Raw genomic sequence first — 19449 nt, forward strand, 5'->3', positions numbered from 1 at the left:
TTAATATTTAACGAGGGCTGCAGCCCAGGCGAATCCACCACCGAATGCTTCCAACAATAAATTTTGGCCGCGTTTAATACGTCCATCTCTTATTGCTTTGTCGAGTGCTGTAGGCACAGTGGCAGCAGATGTATTGCCGTAATCTTCTAAGGTTAGTACAACTTGATCCAAAGACATTTCTAATTTTTTGGCTGTTGCTTTAATAATTCGAAAGTTTGCCTGATGAGGAACCAACCAATCTAAATCCGATTTTTGCATGTTATTTGCTTTTAAAGTCAGTTCAACCACTTCACTAAGTTTCGTTACAGCCACTTTAAAAACTTCATTGCCTTTCATGCTGCCCCAGTTTTCATGAACTGATTGTTCATTACCATGTTGAACATGGCCAATTTGCAATAAATCACCATAGGAGCCAGCAGCATTGATATGAGTGGATAAAATACCGGGTTCTTCACTAGCTTCAAGAATTGTTGCGCCAGCTGCGTCACCAAATAAAATAACCATAGAGCGATCTTCAGGGTTGATCATTCTTGATAAGCAATCAGTACCTAACACTAATATCCGTTTTACCATACCGCTTTTAATATACTGATCTGCCACACTTAGCGCATAACAATATCCGGCACAAGCAGCAGCGATATCAAACGCTGGAATACCATCGATTCCTAACGCTTTTTGAATTTCACAGGCGGTGCTAGGTAGAGCGTAACGTCCACTAGTGGTAGCACACACGATCATATCAATTGAGTTTTTATCAATACCGGCCGCTTCAATAGCTTTTATAGATGCTTCGTATCCCATAGTGGCAGCAGTTTCATCTGCACCAATAATTCTTCTTTCTTTTATGCCCGTTCGATCGGTTATCCATTCATCAGTCGTATCAACCATCAATTCTAGATCTGCGTTGCTACGAACTTCTGCAGGGTAATAACTTCCAGTACCTATTATTCTTGAGTACATATTTTAAGAGCGCTCCATTAAAACGGATTCAATTTTATCTTTTATTTTTTTCGGAACTTGCCGTTGCACTTCTTGTTCAGCTTCCTTAATTGCAAACAAGAAAGCATCCGAAGAAGCATTACCATGGCTCTTGACCACAATTCCGCGCAATCCTATCAGACTAGCGCCGTTATACTGGTCGGGGTTCACCTTTCTATAAATTTTTCTTAATAGAGGCAAGGCTATTTTTGCCAATAATTTTGTCACCCAATTTTCGTTTGATACGCGCTTTGCCTCTTCTAAGACTAAGGTTGCTAACCCTTCACAGGCTTTTAAAGCGATATTACCAACAAAACCATCAGCTACCACAACATCTGCGCAATTTGTGAAGATGTCATTACCTTCAACAAAACCAGTATAGTTTATTCCTTCGGCTTGCTGTAACAACTGAGCCGTGAACTTCACTTGGTCATTGCCTTTAATTTGTTCTTCGCCCACATTTAATAACGCCACTCTTGGGTTTTCAACGCCAGCCACTTCTTCTGCTAATACCGAGCCCATAACTGCATATTGAAATAAGGTTTCTGAGTCACAATTTACATTCGCCCCTAAATCTAACAAAAATAACTTATGCTGATCATCGGTGGGTAATGCAGATACTAGAGCTGGACGGTCGATACCGGGCAAAGTTTTTAATACGTGATAAGCGATAGCAAGAAGAGCACCTGTGTTACCGGCGCTAACACATGCATCAGCATCACCACACTCTACTCGCTCTAAGGCGCGACGCATGGAGGAATCTTTTTTATTACGAAGGGCCGAACTTGGTCTTTCATCCATGGCAACCTGTTCTGAACAGTGCTGAATCTCGACACGTTCTTGAATGGATGAATTTTGGGTACTAATAACCTTGGAGATGATTTGTTCATCACCACAAAGTATAAAATATAGGTGTGGAATTTCGTGCAGTGCTTTAATTGCAGCAGGAAGAGTTACATGGGGGCCGTTGTCGCCCCCCATAATATCTAACGCAATGGTTAGACGGCTAAAAGTCATTGCTAGTCAGCGATAACTTTTTTGCCTTTGTAGTAACCGTCAACAGTCACGTGATGACGAAGATGCGTCTCACCTGAAGTTGAATCTACAGACAAAGTCGCTCCAGTCAAAGAATCGTGTGCACGACGCATACCACGCTTTGAACGAGTTTTCTTGTTCTTTTGTACAGCCATTACATTACTCCTAGTCTCGCTTAAGTTCTTTCAAAACCGCGAAAGGGTTTGGACGTTCATCGGCCGGTTCAATCTTACCAAACTGCATTTCATCCCGCTTGATATTGCAATCCTCCTCTGCATGAAGGGCAACAATAGGCAAAGACAATATTAGTTCATCCTCGAACAATTGCAGTAGATTGATTTCTCCATGGTCATTGACCTCTACCGGTTCGTAAATATCCGGCAATTCAACTGCATCATCTGTTTCAACTGCTTTCCGTTTAATCGGACTAAAACAAAATGATGTGTGAATTGAATGAGCAAATTGCTCATTACATCTCTGACAGACAAGCTCCACAGATGTTGATAGTTGTCCTTGAAAAAAATTCAGACCCTGCTCGTCTTTATCGAATTTTACTTCAGCTTCAACAGTATCAGCAGCGGTGGCCACTGCGCTAAGAAAACGCGCCATATCAGAAGTCATCATCACACCCTTATAATCGGAGCGTTTTGTTGCACTTTTGACTGGTTCAATAAACTTGGGCAATTTCACTTTCTGCATAGGGCGCGCATAATATAGATACTGAAGCCGTTAGTCAAAGGAAAATATAGCCAAAAGCGCCCTATTCCCTAATAATAATCAAGACTTTTAATTCACTAACTGGAAAATTGTGGAAATTATACTCGCTTCTACTTCTCAATATCGTAAAGCCCTGTTGCAAAAACTGCAATTGGAATTCAGCTGTCATGGTCCAGATGTAGATGAAACTCGACTTGCCAATGAATCGGCTAAAACCATGGCCCTTAGGTTGGCAGAAGCAAAAGCAGAAGATGTAGCCAGCCACTATAGTAGTGGTTTAATTATTGGCTCTGATCAAACGGCCGGTTTAGATAATGACATTCTAGGGAAACCGGGAAACGCCAAAAACGCGAAAGCTCAACTACAACAATGCAGCGGTAAAGAAGTGGTATTTTATACGGGGTTATGTGTGATTGATGCAGCCACAAATAAAACTTTATCTAAGGTAGAAGAATACAGAGTGTGTTTTAGAGACCTAACGGAGCAACAAATAGAAAACTATATTGTTAAAGAAGCTCCGTTCGATTGTGCCGGTAGTTTCAAATGCGAAGGCTTGGGAATTAGTTTATTTAGCCAATTACAGGGGCGAGATCCCAACTCTTTAGTTGGCTTACCCCTTATTGCTCTGTGTGACCTATTGATTGAGTTTAATATGGATGTTCTTGCCTAGGAACGAATATTAAGCTTCACGTTTTCTTAAAGCGTTCAGTCCTAGGGTCAATGAACTATCTAAATTAGCGGTATGACTCATTTGCTTTCCACTCACTGGGTGCAAATATAAAATCCGGTGGGCATGTAAAAATAAACGGTGTAAACCCAATTTCGCCATAAAATGATTGAACTCTTCGTCCTTATACTTGTTATCGCCGGCAATTGGATGTCCAGCGTGCTGACAATGAACACGTATTTGGTGGGTTCTGCCTGTAATGGGTGATGCTTCTACCAAAGTTGCTTGGGAAAAAGACTCTAAAATACGAAAGCGGGTTTCCGATTCTTTACCTTCAGCAGCCACCGTTACGATGCGCTCACCTGACTTCACAATATTTTTTAACAAAGGCGCTTTAACTTTGAACCTGTTTTCAGGCCAATTTCCATGCACTAATGCTTGATAGCGCTTATCCACGGTTTTATTGCGAAGTTGCTCATGTAAGTGTTTTAAAGCTGAACGTTTTTTTGCAATCAACAAACAACCTGATGTATCTCTGTCTAAGCGGTGAACTAATTCTAGAAATTTAGCCGTTGGACGAAGCGCCCTTAAAGCCTCAATCACCCCAAAACTTAAACCACTACCACCATGCACAGCCATTCCTGAGGGTTTATTAACGACTATTAACACCTCATCTTCATATAAGATATGTGATTCTAAGGTAGCGACCTTATCAAGTTTAGTTGATGGAGCAGTTTGATTTGACTCAGACACTCGAATAGGCGGCAAACGAATTTCATCACCACTAATTAGTTTATATTCTGGTTTAATCCGCTTTTTATTTACTCGCACTTCACCTTTACGCACAATTCGATAAATCATACTTTTCGGTACACCCTTTAATAATGTGCGTAAAAAATTATCAATTCTTTGGCCTTCGTGTTCTTCATCAATGGCTAAAAATTGTACTTTATCGAAGTTTGTATCTGTCATTTACGAGCCTGTCGAGTTTTACTAATTGGATTTAATTGTTAGTTGAACGCATATGTTTACGAAGCTTATTTTTAAGCCGAGAATGTAAACACCTTAATATAACGACTAAATTCAACTGGTTTGGGGCGTTATTCTAACTTAAATATATAAATTAGCTTTATAATTTTTATTTGCTTGCCAGAGAGTTAGTTTTAATGTGATAATTTGACTGTTTAGCTGGCTTTGCAATTGCATAGCAGTAAACAATGCGATGAAAATAGAATTTGTATGGCATCAACGAAATAAATTTCGTAACACGTAATGATGCATTGCCGCTATCGAAGTGAGTATTTTTTCGATTAGTTGGGCAAGCAAATTCACAACTCATCATGCGATATACAATAAAAAAGTACCAATCGCAGAATAGTAAGAATTGAATTTGGCAACAAACTGATGTGTTTTGTTTAATATCACGTCAGTTTGAAAAGATAGACAAAAAATTTATTGGGGTGAGGCGTTTCACCCAAGGGTCTGAAGTTAAAATTACCAACTGTAATAATTCACTTCCCTAATGAAATCATATGCTTAAGGTTAAGCCTTGGCACATCTAAACGCGCACAAGATCTGTTTTTACAGTCGTGAGACTGAAAGTGATTTCAGCTTGGTGCAGCTTGCAAGCCACGTTTTTCAGTTCTACATTATTCCGCATTCGGTACTAAAACCGAGTCTTATACAATGAAAAGAATGTTAATAAACGCTACTCAACAAGAAGAGTTGCGTGTTGCATTGGTCGATGGACAAAAGCTTTATGATCTTGATATCGAAAGCCCTGGACACGAGCAAAAAAAAGCCAATATTTACAAAGGAACGATCACCCGAGTAGAACCCAGTTTAGAAGCTGCGTTTGTAGATTACGGTGCTGACCGTCATGGTTTCCTTCCTCTAAAAGAAATTGCAAAAACTTATTTCCCACAAGGTTACAAGTTTGACGGCCGTCCAAGCATCAAAGATGTAATCAAGGAAGGTCAAGAAGTCATCATCCAAATTGATAAAGAAGAGCGCGGCCAAAAAGGCGCTGCGCTTACTACCTTTATTAGTTTAGCCGGTAGCTACCTTGTTTTAATGCCAAATAACCCTCGTGCAGGCGGAATATCTCGTCGCATTGAAGGTGATGAGCGCACCGATTTAAAACAATCCTTAAACAAACTTGAGTTGCCTGAAGGCATGGGCCTAATTGTAAGAACCGCTGGTGTAGGCAAATCTTTTGAGGAGCTAGAACACGATTTAAATGTGCTAATTCGTCATTGGAATGCAATTTCTGAAGCGTCTGAATCTAAACCCGCTCCTTTCCTTATTCACCAAGAAAGTAACGTTATCGTTAGAGCGATACGTGACTATTTACGTCGTGATGTAGGTGAAATCCTAATTGATAGTCTTGAAGTGTATGAAAAAGCGCTACAACACATTCAATTAGTAAGACCAGACTTCGCCAGCCGAGTAAAACAATATACAGGTGACGTGCCTCTTTTCAGTCATTATCAGATTGAAACTCAAATCGAATCCGCTTTCCAACGTGAAGTTCGCCTTCCCTCTGGTGGCTCAATTGTAATTGACCCAACAGAAGCGATGATTTCCATTGATATTAACTCTGCCCGAGCAACAAAAGGCGGTGATATTGAAGAGACGGCTTTTAATACTAACCTTGAAGCGGCTGATGAAATTGCACGTCAATTGAGATTGCGTGATGCCGGTGGTTTGGTGGTAATCGACTTTATTGATATGACCCCAGTTCGTCACCAGCGTGAAGTTGAAAACCGTCTTAAAGATGCCGTTAAACATGACCGAGCTAGAATACAATTAGGTCGTATATCTCGCTTTGGTTTGTTAGAAATGTCTCGTCAAAGATTGCGCCCATCATTGGGTGAGTCTGCACATATCGTGTGCCCTCGCTGCAGTGGACATGGTACAATCCGTGGTACTGAATCTTTAGCATTATCTGTTCTTCGCATCATGGAAGAAGAGAGTATAAAAGACAACACCGGACAAATAGAAGCGCAACTTCCAGTTAATGTTGCAACTTACCTGTTAAACGAAAAAAGACGTTCAATTCAATCTATTGAAAAACGTCATGGGGTGAGTTTGCTGATTATTCCAAATCCAAATTTACAAACTCCCCATTACCATGTTGCTCGTAGACGTCCCGATGATACCTTAACTGAAGCTAGCTATAACATTGAGTTAATGGATACCCAAACTGCAGAGGTTGATAATCCTACTCAAGAAATTAAGCCTAAAGAACAACCAGTATTACAAGGCTTGTCAGCTCCTCAACAAGCTCCTGTTGCGGCTAAAGCTGAAGAACCTACATTATTAACTAAGGTTTCTAAATGGCTATCCGGTTTGTTTGAAAGCGAACCAGAAGAAACTACTAAGAAACAAACTAGCAATACGCAAAATAAACGTCCACAACGTAATAGTCGTAATCGTAATGAGCGCTCTGGTAATCGAAAGCCTAGAGCTACCGATCGTAAAGATAAGTCTGCTCGTAATAATGACAAGACTCAATCTGAAAAGCGTGATCAAATACGCGATCAGAAGCCTAAGCAACGTCGTGACAACCGGAATAAACCTCAAGAAGCTAAAACAAATGATGTAGCTAAAGAGAATGTTTCTACTCAAGCCCAACCGGAACGTAAAAACGAGAAGGTAGCTGAGCGTAGAAAAAGACGTGATACCCGCCGAAATGTGCGTGGTGATAAAACTGAAAATGAGAAAGCGACTACTCAAGCTCAATCAGACGTGACTAAAACAACCCAGCATAAAGCTAAGGTTGAAGAAGTTAAAATTAATAAAGTTAAGAATGAAGAAGCTAGCATTGACGAGGAGAATAATACTAAGCAAACCGCTGTAGTTGAGGAAACAGTTAAAACTGAGCGCAGCAGAAGCAGACGCTCTCCAAGACATATTCGTGCTGCAGGCCAAAAGCGCAGAAAAGAAGAAGCCGAAGTTGAAGAAACAAACGCAACTGATAGCGCTGAAAAACCTGACAATGTAGCTCAAGATGAGCTTAAATTTGAGTCTCATGATACACCTACAGTGCAAACTACTGACAATGGGGATGAAGCAAAGGCAGAAAAGCCGAAAGCTAAACCTCGTACTAGAAGACGTCCTAAGAAAGTAGAAGAAAACACATCAGTGTCTACTACCGATGAAAGCGCTACTGAAGGTGCTAAGCAGGATGTTGTTGAAGCTAGTGCAGAAACTGCACCTGAAGCCAAAGAACCGGTTAAAGCTACGAAACCTGCAAAGCCTAAGGCAACTCAACCTGAGCAAGTAGAAATTCAGTTGGATGCCGACAATTCTGAGCCGGCGACGAAAGAAGCCGATGCTAAAGTTGAAGAAGCCCCTGCTCCTGCTGAGGTTCAAACACCAGTTCAGCAAGAAGTTGAGCAAAAGTTAGCTGAGCCTAAAGCAACTGAGGCAGCTGCCCCAGCTCAAAAAGCACCAAAAGCCAAGTCAGTTGCGAGTAAACCAAAAGCGGTGAAAAAGCCAAAGGTTACTGTAACGAAAGTGCCTGTATCTCATCCTATGGCTAAGCCTAAAGCGATAGATACTGATTTCAATGAAATTGAAATTAAAGCCCTAGCTGCTGATAAACGTGCAGGCCTTAAAGTATCAGGTAAAACAGCCTCTATGGTTAACACTGCAAACAGTTCAACTGCTGCAGCAACTAAGCCAGGCTCTGTTGCTTAAAAAATGAATGGCTAATTAAGCCAATCAATACAAAACGCCGATAAATTTACATTCATCGGCGTTTTTTTATGACCTTTACTCAAGTTTAGGTATGCTAAACGAACATTAATTTGTTAACTAACATGTTAGTTGTTAATCAATCCCGCAAGATTTACCCTGACGCCCGGCGTCCCCTCAAGCAATTGCTGCTTTAACGCTTGATTGATTTCCACTTTTTTATAGTTTTTGGCATCTACCATCACATAAATCACTTCAACGGTGCATATGCTTTGTCCGTCTTTTTGCTGACACATGTCTACATGCAGTGTAAATGACGAACTTCCGACTTTAGAAACACTTACCTTCATACAAATAACATCATCAAATTTAGCGGGGCGCTGCCAACTAATATTGAGATTCACAACTTGATTGTCTAACCCTTGAGCCAGTAGTTTATCAAAACCCCCTAATAATGCGCGCATGAACTCTGTGGCGGCTAAGTCTGCATATTCGGCATATCGGCTATTAAAAACCACTTGTTGTGCATCACATTCGGCATATCTTACTCTTAGTAACACTTCCATTGGCATATTGTTTAGTTCAGACATTTAATCCTTCTCTCTTATTATTGATGATACTCTCACCTGCTGATTTTTATCTTCAATCTTGTGGTTATCGTTTTCTTCAGTCCTATATTCAGATAGATTTTGCGGACTAGAGTCCTGTGCATAGAATTTTTCGGAGCTTAACCACTGCTCGCCAATTTTAGGCTCATCAGCAATTTCTGGATCTTCCCATTCGTAGCGTTTTATAGAGGGTTTAGGATCAAGCTTATGCCACAAAAGCGCACTTATGATGCCTGCAAGACCACCAAATAAATGGTATTCAAAGGAAACGTTTTCTTGGCGCGGGAAAATGGTCATAGTCATGCCACCATACATAAAAAACGCGGCCATCATAATAGCTATGGAGCTTTTATCGCGTCTAAATAGGCTAACCACGAATAGATAGAAAAATACTCCGTGGGTTAAGCCGCTTGCTCCAAGATGATACGCATTTCTAGCAAACAACCACACGCAAATACCAGAAAACAACCAAACAAAAAGCAGAACTCGCCAACGCGAACGGGGATATCCGTAAAGCAAAAAGACACCTAAGATCAACAAAGACAAGGTGTTATTAAATAGATGTTCTACAGAACCATGAATTAACGGGGCAGTTAATATTCCCATTATACCTTGAACGGCTTGGGGATAAACACCTAACCACCCAAGGTCAACATGGAATAATAATTCAAATGATTTTATGCACCACAAGAAGCCAATAAAAAAACTAATGACAGTGATGCTAGATTGTAAAGATGGCTTTGTTTTCATCATTCAAGGATGGGGGCGATTTGCCTAAACAAAAGAGACGCCCCCAAAGCCATTTTATTTTACACTGACATATGATTCTTAACCGGTAAATCCCTTATGCGTTTACCACTGGCATGGAATATAGCATTGGCTAAACTTGGTGCCACCGGCGGCGTACCCGGTTCACCAACACCTCCTGGAGGTGCATCTGATTCAATAATATAGGTTTCTATTTTTGGACATTGATGCATCCGCAATACTTGGTAATCGTGGTAGTTTGATTGTTCTACCGCACCATCTTTAACTGAAATCTCCCCCAATAAGGCGATAGACAAGCCGAAGATCATCGAACCTTCTTGTTGCGCTCTCACGCGATCTGGGTTGACCACTGTACCGGCATCAATAGTTGAATGGATTTCCAAAACTGTCACTTTGTTTTCCACTACTTTAACTTTTGTGGCAACGGCGCAATAACTCACAAAGCTTCGATGGACACAAATCCCCCACCCTTCATTTTCTTTGGTTGGTTGATCAGCGCCAGATTTTTCCACAACTAAATCCAATGCTCGTTTAATACGTTTAATGTCCACCGGAAATACATCCTGAGGCTCGCCATAATTCTGATAATCAAAATCATCGGTTTTGGGATCCACTAAACGATCTTTACCCAGTAGCTGATGCCACATTTTATGGGTCGAGATACCGGCTTTTGAGGCTAACTCGTCAACGAAAGAACCTTGCGCAAAGCTGTGCTGAATATTACACACTGAACGCATCCATCCAATTCGAATATGTCCTGTTGCTTTGTGAGTTTCGCAAGCTAAGTTATTTACTTCAAAGGGCAAGTCACCGAAACCTAACGACAGTTCATTCATTTGAGGTTCGTCAACGGTACCAGTAAATGTCCACAAAATACTTGGAAAAGCAGTACGTTGCAGCCAAGATGTAACCTGTTTTTCATTATCCATAGCGGCAGCTAAATGTTGCACACTGACGGAGTGATAAAATCCCTGTTGAATGTCATCTTCACGGCTCCAAACCACTTTTACCGGTCGATTTAGCTCTTTTGCCAACAGCGCGGCTTCAATGGAGAAATCGGGTTTGGCTTTTCGGCCAAATGCGCCACCTAAAAAAGTAACATTGATTTTGACTTTATCCTGCTCGATTCCTAGAGCCTGGGCTACATTTTGTTGGGTAACTTGAGGAGATTGGGTACAGGCCCAAATTTCGCACTTACCGTCTTTTACCACGGCAGTGGCTGCAGATGGTTCCATAGGGGCTTGGGAAAGATAAGGTACGCTGTAAATAGCACTGTGTGTATCTGTTGAATTTTCTAGGTCAGAGTAAACATCCCCTTTAACACGAATAGGTTTACCTTTAGTCACAATACGGTTTTTTAGTTCAGCAACATATTCCGTTGTATTATGTTTAACGTTGTCACCTAACTCCCAATCAATATTAAGGGCCTTACGTCCCTGTAATGCTGACCAAGTATTATCGGCAATTACCGCTACACCATTCATCGGGTGAAACATCACTGGCATTGGCTGTTCTGGCATTTTAAAGGTTGAGACAACCCCTTTTACCGACTTTGTAGCCTCTGCGTCATAGGACTTTACTTTCGCCCCTAATACTTTTGAACGTTCGATACTGGCATACAGCATGTTTTCCAACCGAATATCTTGTCCAAATTCAGCTTGTCCGCTGACGATTTCGGTTGAATCAATACCAGTAACGGGTTTACCGATGAGTTTAAACTCCTTTTTCGATTTGTAGGTCAAGGTCTCGGGATCTGGAGGAGATAACTTGCCAGCTGCTTCCGCAATATAACCAAAACTCACTTTACGGTTAGAGTCTTTATGATGTACGTAACTGTCTTCAGCATAAACTGTATTTACATCTACCTTCCATAGATCTGCTGCAGCTTGCTCTAGCATCGCACGAGCAGATGCTCCCATTTGCCGTAAGGTAGTATAAAACCTGCGAATTGAGCGCGAACCATCGGTATTTTGACTGCCGTATTCTTTATTGGCTAAACCTTGTACAACAGACACTAACTCCCAGTTTGCACATAACTCTTCAGCAACAACCTGAGGAATAGATGTTCGTATCCCCTGTCCCATTTCACTGCGGTGACAGATAATGTCCACTTTGTTATCGGCGTGTATGCTAACAAACAGGTTTAACTCTACATCATCTTGGCTAGTAGGTTGAGCCCAAACCGGTGTATAACTTCCTAAGCTACTGGCCAGTACAAAACTACTTGCACCTATTCCAGATACTTTTAAAAACTGACGGCGACTGACATTTTCTATTTTATGGCTCATGCGTCATCTCCCACGTTCTTGGCAAGATCTACCCCTTTGGCAACACTTTTAATCGCGGCTTTGATCCGAGGGTAGGTTCCACAACGACATATATTGCCTTGCATATAGTTATCTATATCTTCATCGCTAGGAGATGCATTTTGAGATAGCAGAGCCACCGCACTCATTATTTGACCAGATTGACAATAGCCACACTGAGGAACATTGTGTTCAATCCAAGCTTTTTGAACCGGATGATCACCACTAACCGATAAGCCTTCAATAGTAGTAATTTGTTTACCCGCCACTGCTGATATTGGCATAACGCAAGAGCGAACGGGCTGTCCATCAATATGTACAGTGCAAGCTCCACATTGGGCCATACCGCATCCAAACTTACTTCCAGTTAAACCCAAAGCATCTCTTAATACCCACAACAGCGGCATAGAGGGTTCAACATCCACTTGTTTTGGTTTACCGTTCACACTGAAATTAATCACGTTTTTGCTCCTAAATTAGCCGGTGAAAGAATTGCGCCAGCGACGCATATCCTCAATAGTATCTATATCAAATTGTGCTTCAGGGACTTTGACCTTAATTAAATTTTGTTGATTTGCCCGTAAAATAGATTTAGCACCTTTTTGTAAATCTGAATTTGAACTATTTAAATTTAATAAATCAGAAAATATGCGCTTTGGAAAACAAGCAGGTACACCAACATTGCCAGCGTACTCTGATGCTATTATAGATTCTGAATTATGTATTATATGTTTATACAGTGTAGCAATTTGAAGAGACTCCACTGCTATTTGATCAGCTAAAGCAATCATTATATGGCTGGCATCTGGGTATCTTTGATGCAATATAAAGTCTACCCCTGCTCGAATGCTCTCTCCCATTCCTAGTCGCCAATTTTGGGCTGTAACCACATCGACAGAAGGATCAATTTGTTGTTTTATCAGTTCTGCATTTGCCCCAAGTACCACAACAACTTTTTCTAAGCCTGCCCCTCTGTGTTGTTCAATAACCCTATTCAACATCGGCTGCCCCTGTATCAGAGCGAGTTGTTTTATGCTACCAAAACGGCTTGCCTCTCCGGCAGCCAAAATTAAACTAACAAGTTTCACACTATTCCGCTTATGGATTTTGCATCTTTTTCAGCAAGAAAACTATGTACCTCAGAAATCATAGACAGTGCTATGGATTCTGGCAATTCACCGCCTAGACGCAAGCCAATAGGATTGGCAAAAGGCAACGAAAAAGCGCCTCTATCTAACCCGGCTTGTGCAAACACCCGCTCAGTTCGATGCAGTGGACCCAACATTCCAACATATTTGGCCGAACTTTTTAAGGAAAGCAACAAGCCTTGAGCATCAAGTTTTACATTATGGCTCATAATGATTAATGCATCAGTTTGCGCCAGCCAAGTTAACTCATCAGCATTTTCGATCAAACTGTCCAGTGGTACCTTTATTACCTCAAAGGCGTCTGGAAAATAATTGCGTCGCCCATGACTCGCCCTTGGATCAATTAACACAACTCGCCAGCCTAATTTAGCAGCAATTTCAACAACCGGTTGCGCATCCACTCCTGCGCCAACCACACACAGGTTTATTGGCGGGCGGAGTACCTGTTTGAGAAATACTTGCCCGTTGTGTTCCCATTGTTCCACTTTAACTTGCGCTGTGGAGGGTAATTCTGCATATTCGACCTGGGGTTCACCACTGGTTATTTGCTGCGCAAAGTAACAATAGCCATTTTGCGACAAACGACCATAGACCTTATTTAAATACAAATAATCATTCTGCTTAGAGACCGGTTGCAATAAAATTTTAACCACGCCTCCACAGCCAATGCCTAACTTCCAAGCCAAATCTTGCTCTTCCGTCATATCATACTCAACGATTCGCCCTTCACCAGTATCCCAACACCTTCTCGCTTGCAGCATAATATCCGACTCTAAGCACCCACCACTAAGGAGTCCATGATATCGGCCCAAATCGTTAATCATCATATGTGCGCCGGACTTACGGTAAGAAGAACCCTGCGTCTCAAAAATTGTGGCTAACACCCACTGACATTGATCTTTTTGTTGATACCAAACACTTAGCATGCTGGTTAATGTATTAGCCATTAATGGTCACTTATTGTTTTGCTTTTAATCTAATGACTAAGGTTTCAGAAATCTTATCTTGGATAGCTTGCCGATTGGGATCCCAATAAATTTGTATAAAGCCGAGTAACCCAGTAGCCAAACCAGCGCCATATCCACCATAGCGTCCAAAACTTTCCCAAACATTCAAAGTACTGCCATCGAGTTTGATGACTTTAATTGAAAATAATTTTTTACCAATGGTTTGCCCTCTAAGTAGCACCATAGTCCCGGTAAAATAAACCGCAGCCCAACCGAAACCGAGGCCAAGATCAGCAGCAATTCCTTTAAACCACTTTACAATACTATGGTCTTGAAATGATGAAGCTTCGGGTTCTGCATCAGCTTTTGCCTGCTCTTGTATGGCAACCTTATCGACATCTGCCTGCAATGATTCAAACTGTGCTATTAAGGCTGTTCGCAAGTTTTGATATTGAACGGCATTGAGCTCAGTACTGCTCTTTTCAAAAAGCTCTTCTAACATTTCGCTTTTTGCTGATTTTGGCAAGGCTAATTTAACCAAGTCTTCGACAAATTCCTCACCGATCATTGACCAACAGGTTTCAACATCTGGGCACCCGCCTTGTTCTACTTGTTCTTGAATTAAACTAGTAAATGCGGCATATGTACCAGTAAAAACGACAACAGCAACGGCGTCTGACGCGTTAACGTCCTGTTTATCACTGGACTGGGTATCAGTCCAAATAGCAGTATCATTGCGAAATAAACCCAAAATTCCACCTAGAATTAACGCCACAGCAAGAATTCGCACTAACATAATTGCTGAGGGTAAGCGTTTTTCACGTTTTAGGCGTCTACTGGTTACCCACAATAAAATTGCAATTAAAATTGCCAATGCGTTACCAGTAACACCTGACAGTATTGCAACCAAGATTAAATCGACAGACAGCGCCAACGCGCGACGAGTGGGAGTAGCTAAGGGTGTTCCGTATAACTCTTCGGGCACCTCAAAAGCATATGGTGTTATAACATCGCGGGTTTCTTGACGTTGCTGATGTTTTGAGGTGTGAGTGTTTGTTTGCTTGTCTGTTTCAGATTGATCTGGTACCGCTTCCTTAGGGTTCATATACTTACCTTTTGGTGAGCGCTTTGATGCCCTCGCTGAGTCCTTCTATGGTTAATGCAAACATTTTACCTTGCATTAAATCTTTTAAAATCTGAATAGAAGCATAATATTGCCAATGTATTTCCATTTGCGGATTTAACCAAATGGCGTGGGGAAAGTGATCCGTCAGACGTTTTAACCAAACCGAACCTGGTTCCTCATTCCAATACTCAACACTACCTCCTGGGTAGGTAATTTCATAAGGTCCCATAGTCGCGTCGCCAACGAATACTAATTTATAATCGCTTCCATACTTATGAATGATATCAAAAATAGAAATGACTTCATTTGAGCGACGTTTATTGTCTTTCCACACCCCTTCATAAACGCAATTATGAAAATAAAAATATTCAAGATGTTTAAACTCAGAGTGTACGGCTGAAAACAATTCCTCACAAGATTTAATGTGTTCGTCCATAGAGCCACCAACATCAAAAAACATCAATACTTTGATGGCGTTATGACGTTCTGGCACCATGTGAATATCTAACCAGCCGGCATTTTTAGCCGTTTTACCAATGGTTGTAGGAAGATCGAGTTCTTCACTTGCGCCAGTTCGTGCAAATTGACGTAACTTACGTAACGCAACTTTTATATTACGGGTACCTAGTTCTACATCAGTGGCGAGGTTTTTATATTCACGCTTTTCCCACACCTTAACAGCAGAAGATTGACCTTTTCCTTTATTGCCAATACTAATTCCTTCGGGATTGTAACCATGTGAACCAAAAGGAGACGTCCCTCCAGTCCCGACCCATTTGTTACCACCTTGGTGACGTTTTTGTTGTTCTTCCAAGCGTTTTTTGAGGGTTTCCATAAGCTTATCTAAACCGCCCATGGCTTCTATTTCCGCTTTTTCGGCATCACTAAAATGTCGTTCTAATTGTTTTCTCAACCATTCTTCAGGAATATCTTTGCCAAATAAGTCAATGAATTGCACCCCTTCAAAGTAATCAGCAAATGCCCTATCGAATTTATCGAAATGGCTTTCATCTTTAACCAAACACAATCGCGATAAATAATAAAAGCCTTCGGTATCGGCAAATATCACTTGCTGTTCCAACGCATTGAGTAAATCTAGCAACTCCCTAACCGTTGCTGGAACTTTGTATTCTCTAACTTTAAAGAAAAAATCGACTAACATTAGCGTCTAGCCATGAAAGCCAATTTTTCGAACAAATGAATATCTTGTTCGTTTTTAATTAGCGCACCGTACAAAGGTGGAATGCTGTTTTTGCCGTCTTTATTTTGCAAAGCTTCTGGTGAAATATCTTCGGCAACCAGTAGTTTTAACCAATCAATCAACTCACTAGTGGAAGGTTTTTTCTTTAATCCTGGCATATCTCTTAAATCAAAAAACGTTTCAAGAGCTTGGGCAAGCAATTCTTTTTTCAAATTAGGAAAATGCACGTCGACAATTTCTTGCATTTGTTGTTTGTCTGGAAATTGAATGTAATGGAAAAAACAACGACGCAGAAATGCATCAGGAAGTTCTTTTTCATTGTTCGAGGTAATAATCACGATAGGACGCTTTTCAGCTTTTATGGTTTGTTTAGTTTCATAAACAAAGAATTCCATTTTATCTAATTCTAAAAGCAAATCGTTTGGAAATTCGATATCGGCTTTATCGATTTCATCAATTAACAATACCGGTGGCGTCTGCGCATCGAATGCTTGCCAAAGTTTACCTTTGATAATGTAATTGCTGATGTCTTTGACTTTTTCGTCACCAAGTTGAGAGTCTCTTAAACGAGAAACTGCATCATATTCATACAAACCTTGCTGAGCTTTAGTCGTCGACTTGATATGCCACTGGATTAAATCAGTACCTAAACTTCTAGCTAACTCTTCTGCCAACATGGTTTTACCCGTACCTGGCTCCCCTTTAATTAATAAAGGTCTCTGCAATGTTATGGCAGCGTTTACCGCTAGCTGCAGTTCCTTGCTCGCAATATAATTTCCGGTACTACTAAATGGCATCAATCACCTCAATCATCAAAAAATGTAAATATAAAACTAAGATATAGCAAAAAGCACTTTGAAAAATGTTCGTTGAGTACAATCATACTAGGGTACAAAATTAAGCAAACTTAAAAGTTTTGCTATCTACATTTAAACAAGTGCTTGTTATGTACAACATTAACAGCCTAATATAGTTATTCAAATAACGAAAACACATCAAAGGGTATCACTGAAAGTTACCTAAACCTATGCAAGGATATAGTATGCAAGTTTATGATGATAATTCTCTCGCTATTGGTAATACACCATTAGTTAAATTAAATCGTGTTGTTTCCAGCGGTAACGTTTACGCAAAAATGGAATCACGTAACCCCAGTTTTAGTGTTAAGTGCCGGATAGGCGCGAACATGATTTGGGATGCTGAAAAACGTGGCATTTTAACCAAAGACAAAGAGTTAGTTGAACCAACCAGTGGTAATACTGGGATTGCTTTAGCGTTCGTTGCAGCTTCTCGAGGATATAAATTAACGTTAACAATGCCAAGCAGCATGAGCTTAGAACGCCGCAAGTTGCTTAAGGCTCTTGGTGCAAATGTAGTGCTTACTGAAGCACCTAAAGGCATGAAAGGTGCTGTAGCTAAGGCACAAGAAATTGTAGCCTCTGATCCAGGTAAATATATTCTGCTTCAACAGTTTGATAACCCAGCTAACCCCGAAATACATGAAAAAACTACTGGTCCTGAAATCTGGAAAGATACCGATGGTAAAGTGGATATTTTTGTAGCCGGTGTTGGTACCGGCGGAACAATTACCGGTGTGAGTCGCTACCTTAAAAATACTAAGGGTAAAGACATCTTAACGGTAGCTGTAGAGCCAACTGACTCGCCAGTTATTACACAAGCAAAAGCAGGTGAAGAACTCACTCCTGGTCCCCATAAAATTCAAGGCATAGGGGCAGGATTCATCCCTGGTAACTTGGATCTTGATATTGTTGACCAAGTTGAACAAGTGTCAAATGACGACTCTATTGAAATGGCTCACCGTCTGTTAAAAGAAGAAGGCATTTTAGCCGGTATCTCAACTGGCGCGGCCATGGTTGCGGCTAAACGTTTAGCCGAGAAGCCTGAAAATGCTGACAAAATGATTGTCGTTATTTTCCCAAGTTCAACAGAACGCTACTTAAGCAGTGCTATGTTTGCTGGTGAATTTACCGATCACGAAGAAGTGCAATAAAAGAAACTGCATTTTTTAATTATAAGAGCAGGCTTTACGCCTGCTCTTTACTTTTAAACACAGAAAACGCAGACTGTGTGAGTGTTCAATTTAACTCTGTCGATTCATCATGATAAATCACTCTTACTTACGTTTATTCTCATTATGTATTTTAATTTTATTCCTACAAGCTTGCGACAACGAAAGTAAAAAAGGAGCAGGTAAATACGGCATGATGGATACCAACACGCCAGATTATGCCGCAGTCGAGTTTTTCCAACACGTCTATAACGATAAAAATTTAAATAGAGCAATCGCCATGAGCACTGAACGCATGGCTAGATTGCTAAACTCTTACCGTACAAATAGAAATGTGCAGAGACACGTATTCGATTTAGTATACGATGAAGTAGACATTCAACCTGATACCGGAAACAGTATAGGACGCAGTGAGTTTGCAGAATCTGCCGTGGTTACCCTATTTTTTACGGGTACCTTGTACGACGAACGAGTTGAAGATATTCGGGTAATAGAAATGGTTCGTAAAGATGGAAAATGGTTGGTTGATAAAATTCAGCCTGACAAATATTTATAGATAGAATGAAAAATGTCTAACCTTGCCAATTCAAACCTTTGGCTTTCCCACATAAAACGACTGCATGCAATTGCCGAGTCGGGATTAGCCTTCTCCCCAGAAGAGTTTGATCGCGAGCGATTTGAAGAAATCTCTTTAATTGCTCAACAAATGATGAGCGATCTGGCGTCTGTTCCCGTTAAGCAAATTTCAGATTTAGTCACGCCTTTTCATCGACGTTATGTTACGCCACAAGTAGAAGTCCGTGGTGCAGTCATCAAAGACAACAAAATATTATTGGTTCAAGAGAAAAGTGACAAAAAATGGACACTACCTGGTGGCTATGCGGATGTTGGCTTAACAGCGGTACAAAATATTAAAAAAGAAATTGAAGAAGAAGCTAACGTTCACATAAATAATGCGCGCTTAATATCGTTACGGCATAAAGCATCGGGAGACTATGATCCTGATATTCGAGAATTTTATAAAATTTTGTTTTTATGTGAACCTGTAGAGCCCTTACAGGAAATGGCGGGAATGGAGACTTTCGACGCAGCATTTTTTGACCTCGACCACATCCCTACTCTCTCGACGGGCAGAACCATTATGCGAGACCTACAAGATGCCTTTGCTTATTTTGCAGATGATCATAAACTCACAACCATTGAGTAGTCCGCTCAGGT

At 40.8% G+C, this 19449-nt stretch carries 19 protein-coding genes; 5 read left to right on the plus strand and 14 right to left on the minus strand.

Annotated features, from left to right (window positions below):
• The 4 genes from AB6T38_RS04350 to yceD are packed head-to-tail and all read right to left on the minus strand — an operon-like array spanning position 1 to position 2712.
• Positions 1–960 carry a beta-ketoacyl-ACP synthase III gene (locus AB6T38_RS04350; protein ID WP_372546158.1) on the minus strand — a complete coding sequence of 320 codons (960 nt, stop codon included), beginning with the start codon at positions 958–960 and terminating at the stop codon, positions 1–3.
• Positions 961–963: 3 nt separating this feature from the next.
• Positions 964–1995, minus strand: coding sequence for a phosphate acyltransferase PlsX (gene plsX / locus AB6T38_RS04355; RefSeq protein ID WP_372546159.1), 1032 nt, complete (start codon positions 1993–1995; stop codon positions 964–966).
• Positions 1996–1997: 2 nt separating this feature from the next.
• Positions 1998–2168, minus strand: coding sequence for a 50S ribosomal protein L32 (gene rpmF / locus AB6T38_RS04360; RefSeq protein WP_216046542.1), 171 nt, complete (start codon positions 2166–2168; stop codon positions 1998–2000).
• Positions 2169–2178: 10 nt separating this feature from the next.
• Positions 2179–2712, minus strand: a complete 534-nt coding sequence (gene yceD / locus AB6T38_RS04365) for a 23S rRNA accumulation protein YceD (protein ID WP_372546160.1) — start codon at positions 2710–2712, stop codon at positions 2179–2181.
• Between the two features lie 109 nt (positions 2713–2821).
• On the opposite strand from yceD, the gene AB6T38_RS04370 reads away from it, so the two are divergent.
• On the plus strand, positions 2822–3400 hold the full coding sequence (locus AB6T38_RS04370; RefSeq protein ID WP_372546161.1) for a nucleoside triphosphate pyrophosphatase: 579 nt from the start codon (positions 2822–2824) through the stop codon (positions 3398–3400).
• 9 nt (positions 3401–3409) lie between these two features.
• Here AB6T38_RS04370 and rluC read toward each other — a convergent pair whose 3' ends face one another.
• Entirely contained in the window at positions 3410–4369 is a 960-nt protein-coding gene (rluC, locus tag AB6T38_RS04375; protein ID WP_372546162.1) for a 23S rRNA pseudouridine(955/2504/2580) synthase RluC, read from the minus strand.
• A 723-nt stretch (positions 4370–5092) separates the two neighbouring features.
• Here rluC and rne point away from each other — a divergent pair.
• Positions 5093–8101 carry a ribonuclease E gene (gene rne, locus AB6T38_RS04380; protein WP_372546329.1) on the plus strand — a complete coding sequence of 1003 codons (3009 nt, stop codon included), beginning with the start codon at positions 5093–5095 and terminating at the stop codon, positions 8099–8101.
• Between the two features lie 125 nt (positions 8102–8226).
• Here the strand turns inward: rne and AB6T38_RS04385 are convergent, their stop codons facing one another.
• Genes AB6T38_RS04385 through AB6T38_RS04425 form a run of 9 tightly spaced genes read right to left on the minus strand, consistent with a single transcriptional unit; the run spans position 8227 to position 16999 of the window.
• Positions 8227–8688 (minus strand): acyl-CoA thioesterase, encoded by a 462-nt coding sequence (locus tag AB6T38_RS04385; protein ID WP_372546163.1) that lies wholly within the window; start codon positions 8686–8688, stop codon positions 8227–8229.
• A complete protein-coding gene (locus AB6T38_RS04390) occupies positions 8689–9459 on the minus strand; it encodes a rhomboid family intramembrane serine protease (protein WP_372546164.1) in 771 nt (256 codons plus the stop codon).
• Positions 9460–9515: 56 nt separating this feature from the next.
• Complete coding sequence (locus AB6T38_RS04395; RefSeq protein ID WP_372546165.1) at positions 9516–11762, minus strand: molybdopterin cofactor-binding domain-containing protein; 2247 nt, start codon at positions 11760–11762, stop codon at positions 9516–9518.
• Positions 11759–12241: a (2Fe-2S)-binding protein gene (locus tag AB6T38_RS04400; RefSeq protein ID WP_372546166.1), complete on the minus strand. Its 483-nt coding sequence runs from the start codon at positions 12239–12241 to the stop codon at positions 11759–11761. Before AB6T38_RS04400 ends, AB6T38_RS04395 begins: the two co-directional genes overlap by 4 nt.
• Before the next feature lie 15 nt (positions 12242–12256).
• Positions 12257–12868, minus strand: coding sequence for an NTP transferase domain-containing protein (locus AB6T38_RS04405; protein WP_372546167.1), 612 nt, complete (start codon positions 12866–12868; stop codon positions 12257–12259).
• Positions 12865–13875: an XdhC family protein gene (locus AB6T38_RS04410; protein ID WP_372546168.1), complete on the minus strand. Its 1011-nt coding sequence runs from the start codon at positions 13873–13875 to the stop codon at positions 12865–12867. The genes AB6T38_RS04405 and AB6T38_RS04410 overlap by 4 nt, the downstream gene beginning before the upstream one ends.
• Before the next feature lie 10 nt (positions 13876–13885).
• The gene (locus AB6T38_RS04415; RefSeq protein ID WP_372546169.1) at positions 13886–14980 is read right to left on the minus strand and encodes an RDD family protein; all 1095 of its coding nucleotides are present in this window, start codon (positions 14978–14980) and stop codon (positions 13886–13888) included.
• A gap of 4 nt (positions 14981–14984) precedes the next feature.
• Positions 14985–16163 carry a VWA domain-containing protein gene (locus tag AB6T38_RS04420; RefSeq protein WP_372546170.1) on the minus strand — a complete coding sequence of 393 codons (1179 nt, stop codon included), beginning with the start codon at positions 16161–16163 and terminating at the stop codon, positions 14985–14987.
• Positions 16163–16999 carry a MoxR family ATPase gene (locus tag AB6T38_RS04425; RefSeq protein ID WP_348490474.1) on the minus strand — a complete coding sequence of 279 codons (837 nt, stop codon included), beginning with the start codon at positions 16997–16999 and terminating at the stop codon, positions 16163–16165. The genes AB6T38_RS04420 and AB6T38_RS04425 overlap by 1 nt, the downstream gene beginning before the upstream one ends.
• A 245-nt stretch (positions 17000–17244) precedes the next feature.
• Here AB6T38_RS04425 and cysK point away from each other — a divergent pair, with 245 nt between their 5' ends.
• From cysK to AB6T38_RS04440, 3 genes are all read left to right on the plus strand, one after another.
• Complete coding sequence (gene cysK / locus AB6T38_RS04430) at positions 17245–18213, plus strand: cysteine synthase A (RefSeq protein ID WP_348490475.1); 969 nt, start codon at positions 17245–17247, stop codon at positions 18211–18213.
• A 109-nt stretch (positions 18214–18322) separates the two neighbouring features.
• A complete protein-coding gene (locus AB6T38_RS04435) occupies positions 18323–18787 on the plus strand; it encodes a hypothetical protein (RefSeq protein WP_372546171.1) in 465 nt (154 codons plus the stop codon).
• A 12-nt stretch (positions 18788–18799) separates the two neighbouring features.
• Entirely contained in the window at positions 18800–19438 is a 639-nt protein-coding gene (locus tag AB6T38_RS04440; RefSeq protein ID WP_372546172.1) for an NUDIX hydrolase N-terminal domain-containing protein, read from the plus strand.
• Positions 19439–19449 lie beyond the last annotated feature (11 nt).

This window comes from Aliiglaciecola sp. SL4 (assembly GCF_041538045.1).
Lineage (GTDB): Bacteria > Pseudomonadota > Gammaproteobacteria > Enterobacterales > Alteromonadaceae > Aliiglaciecola.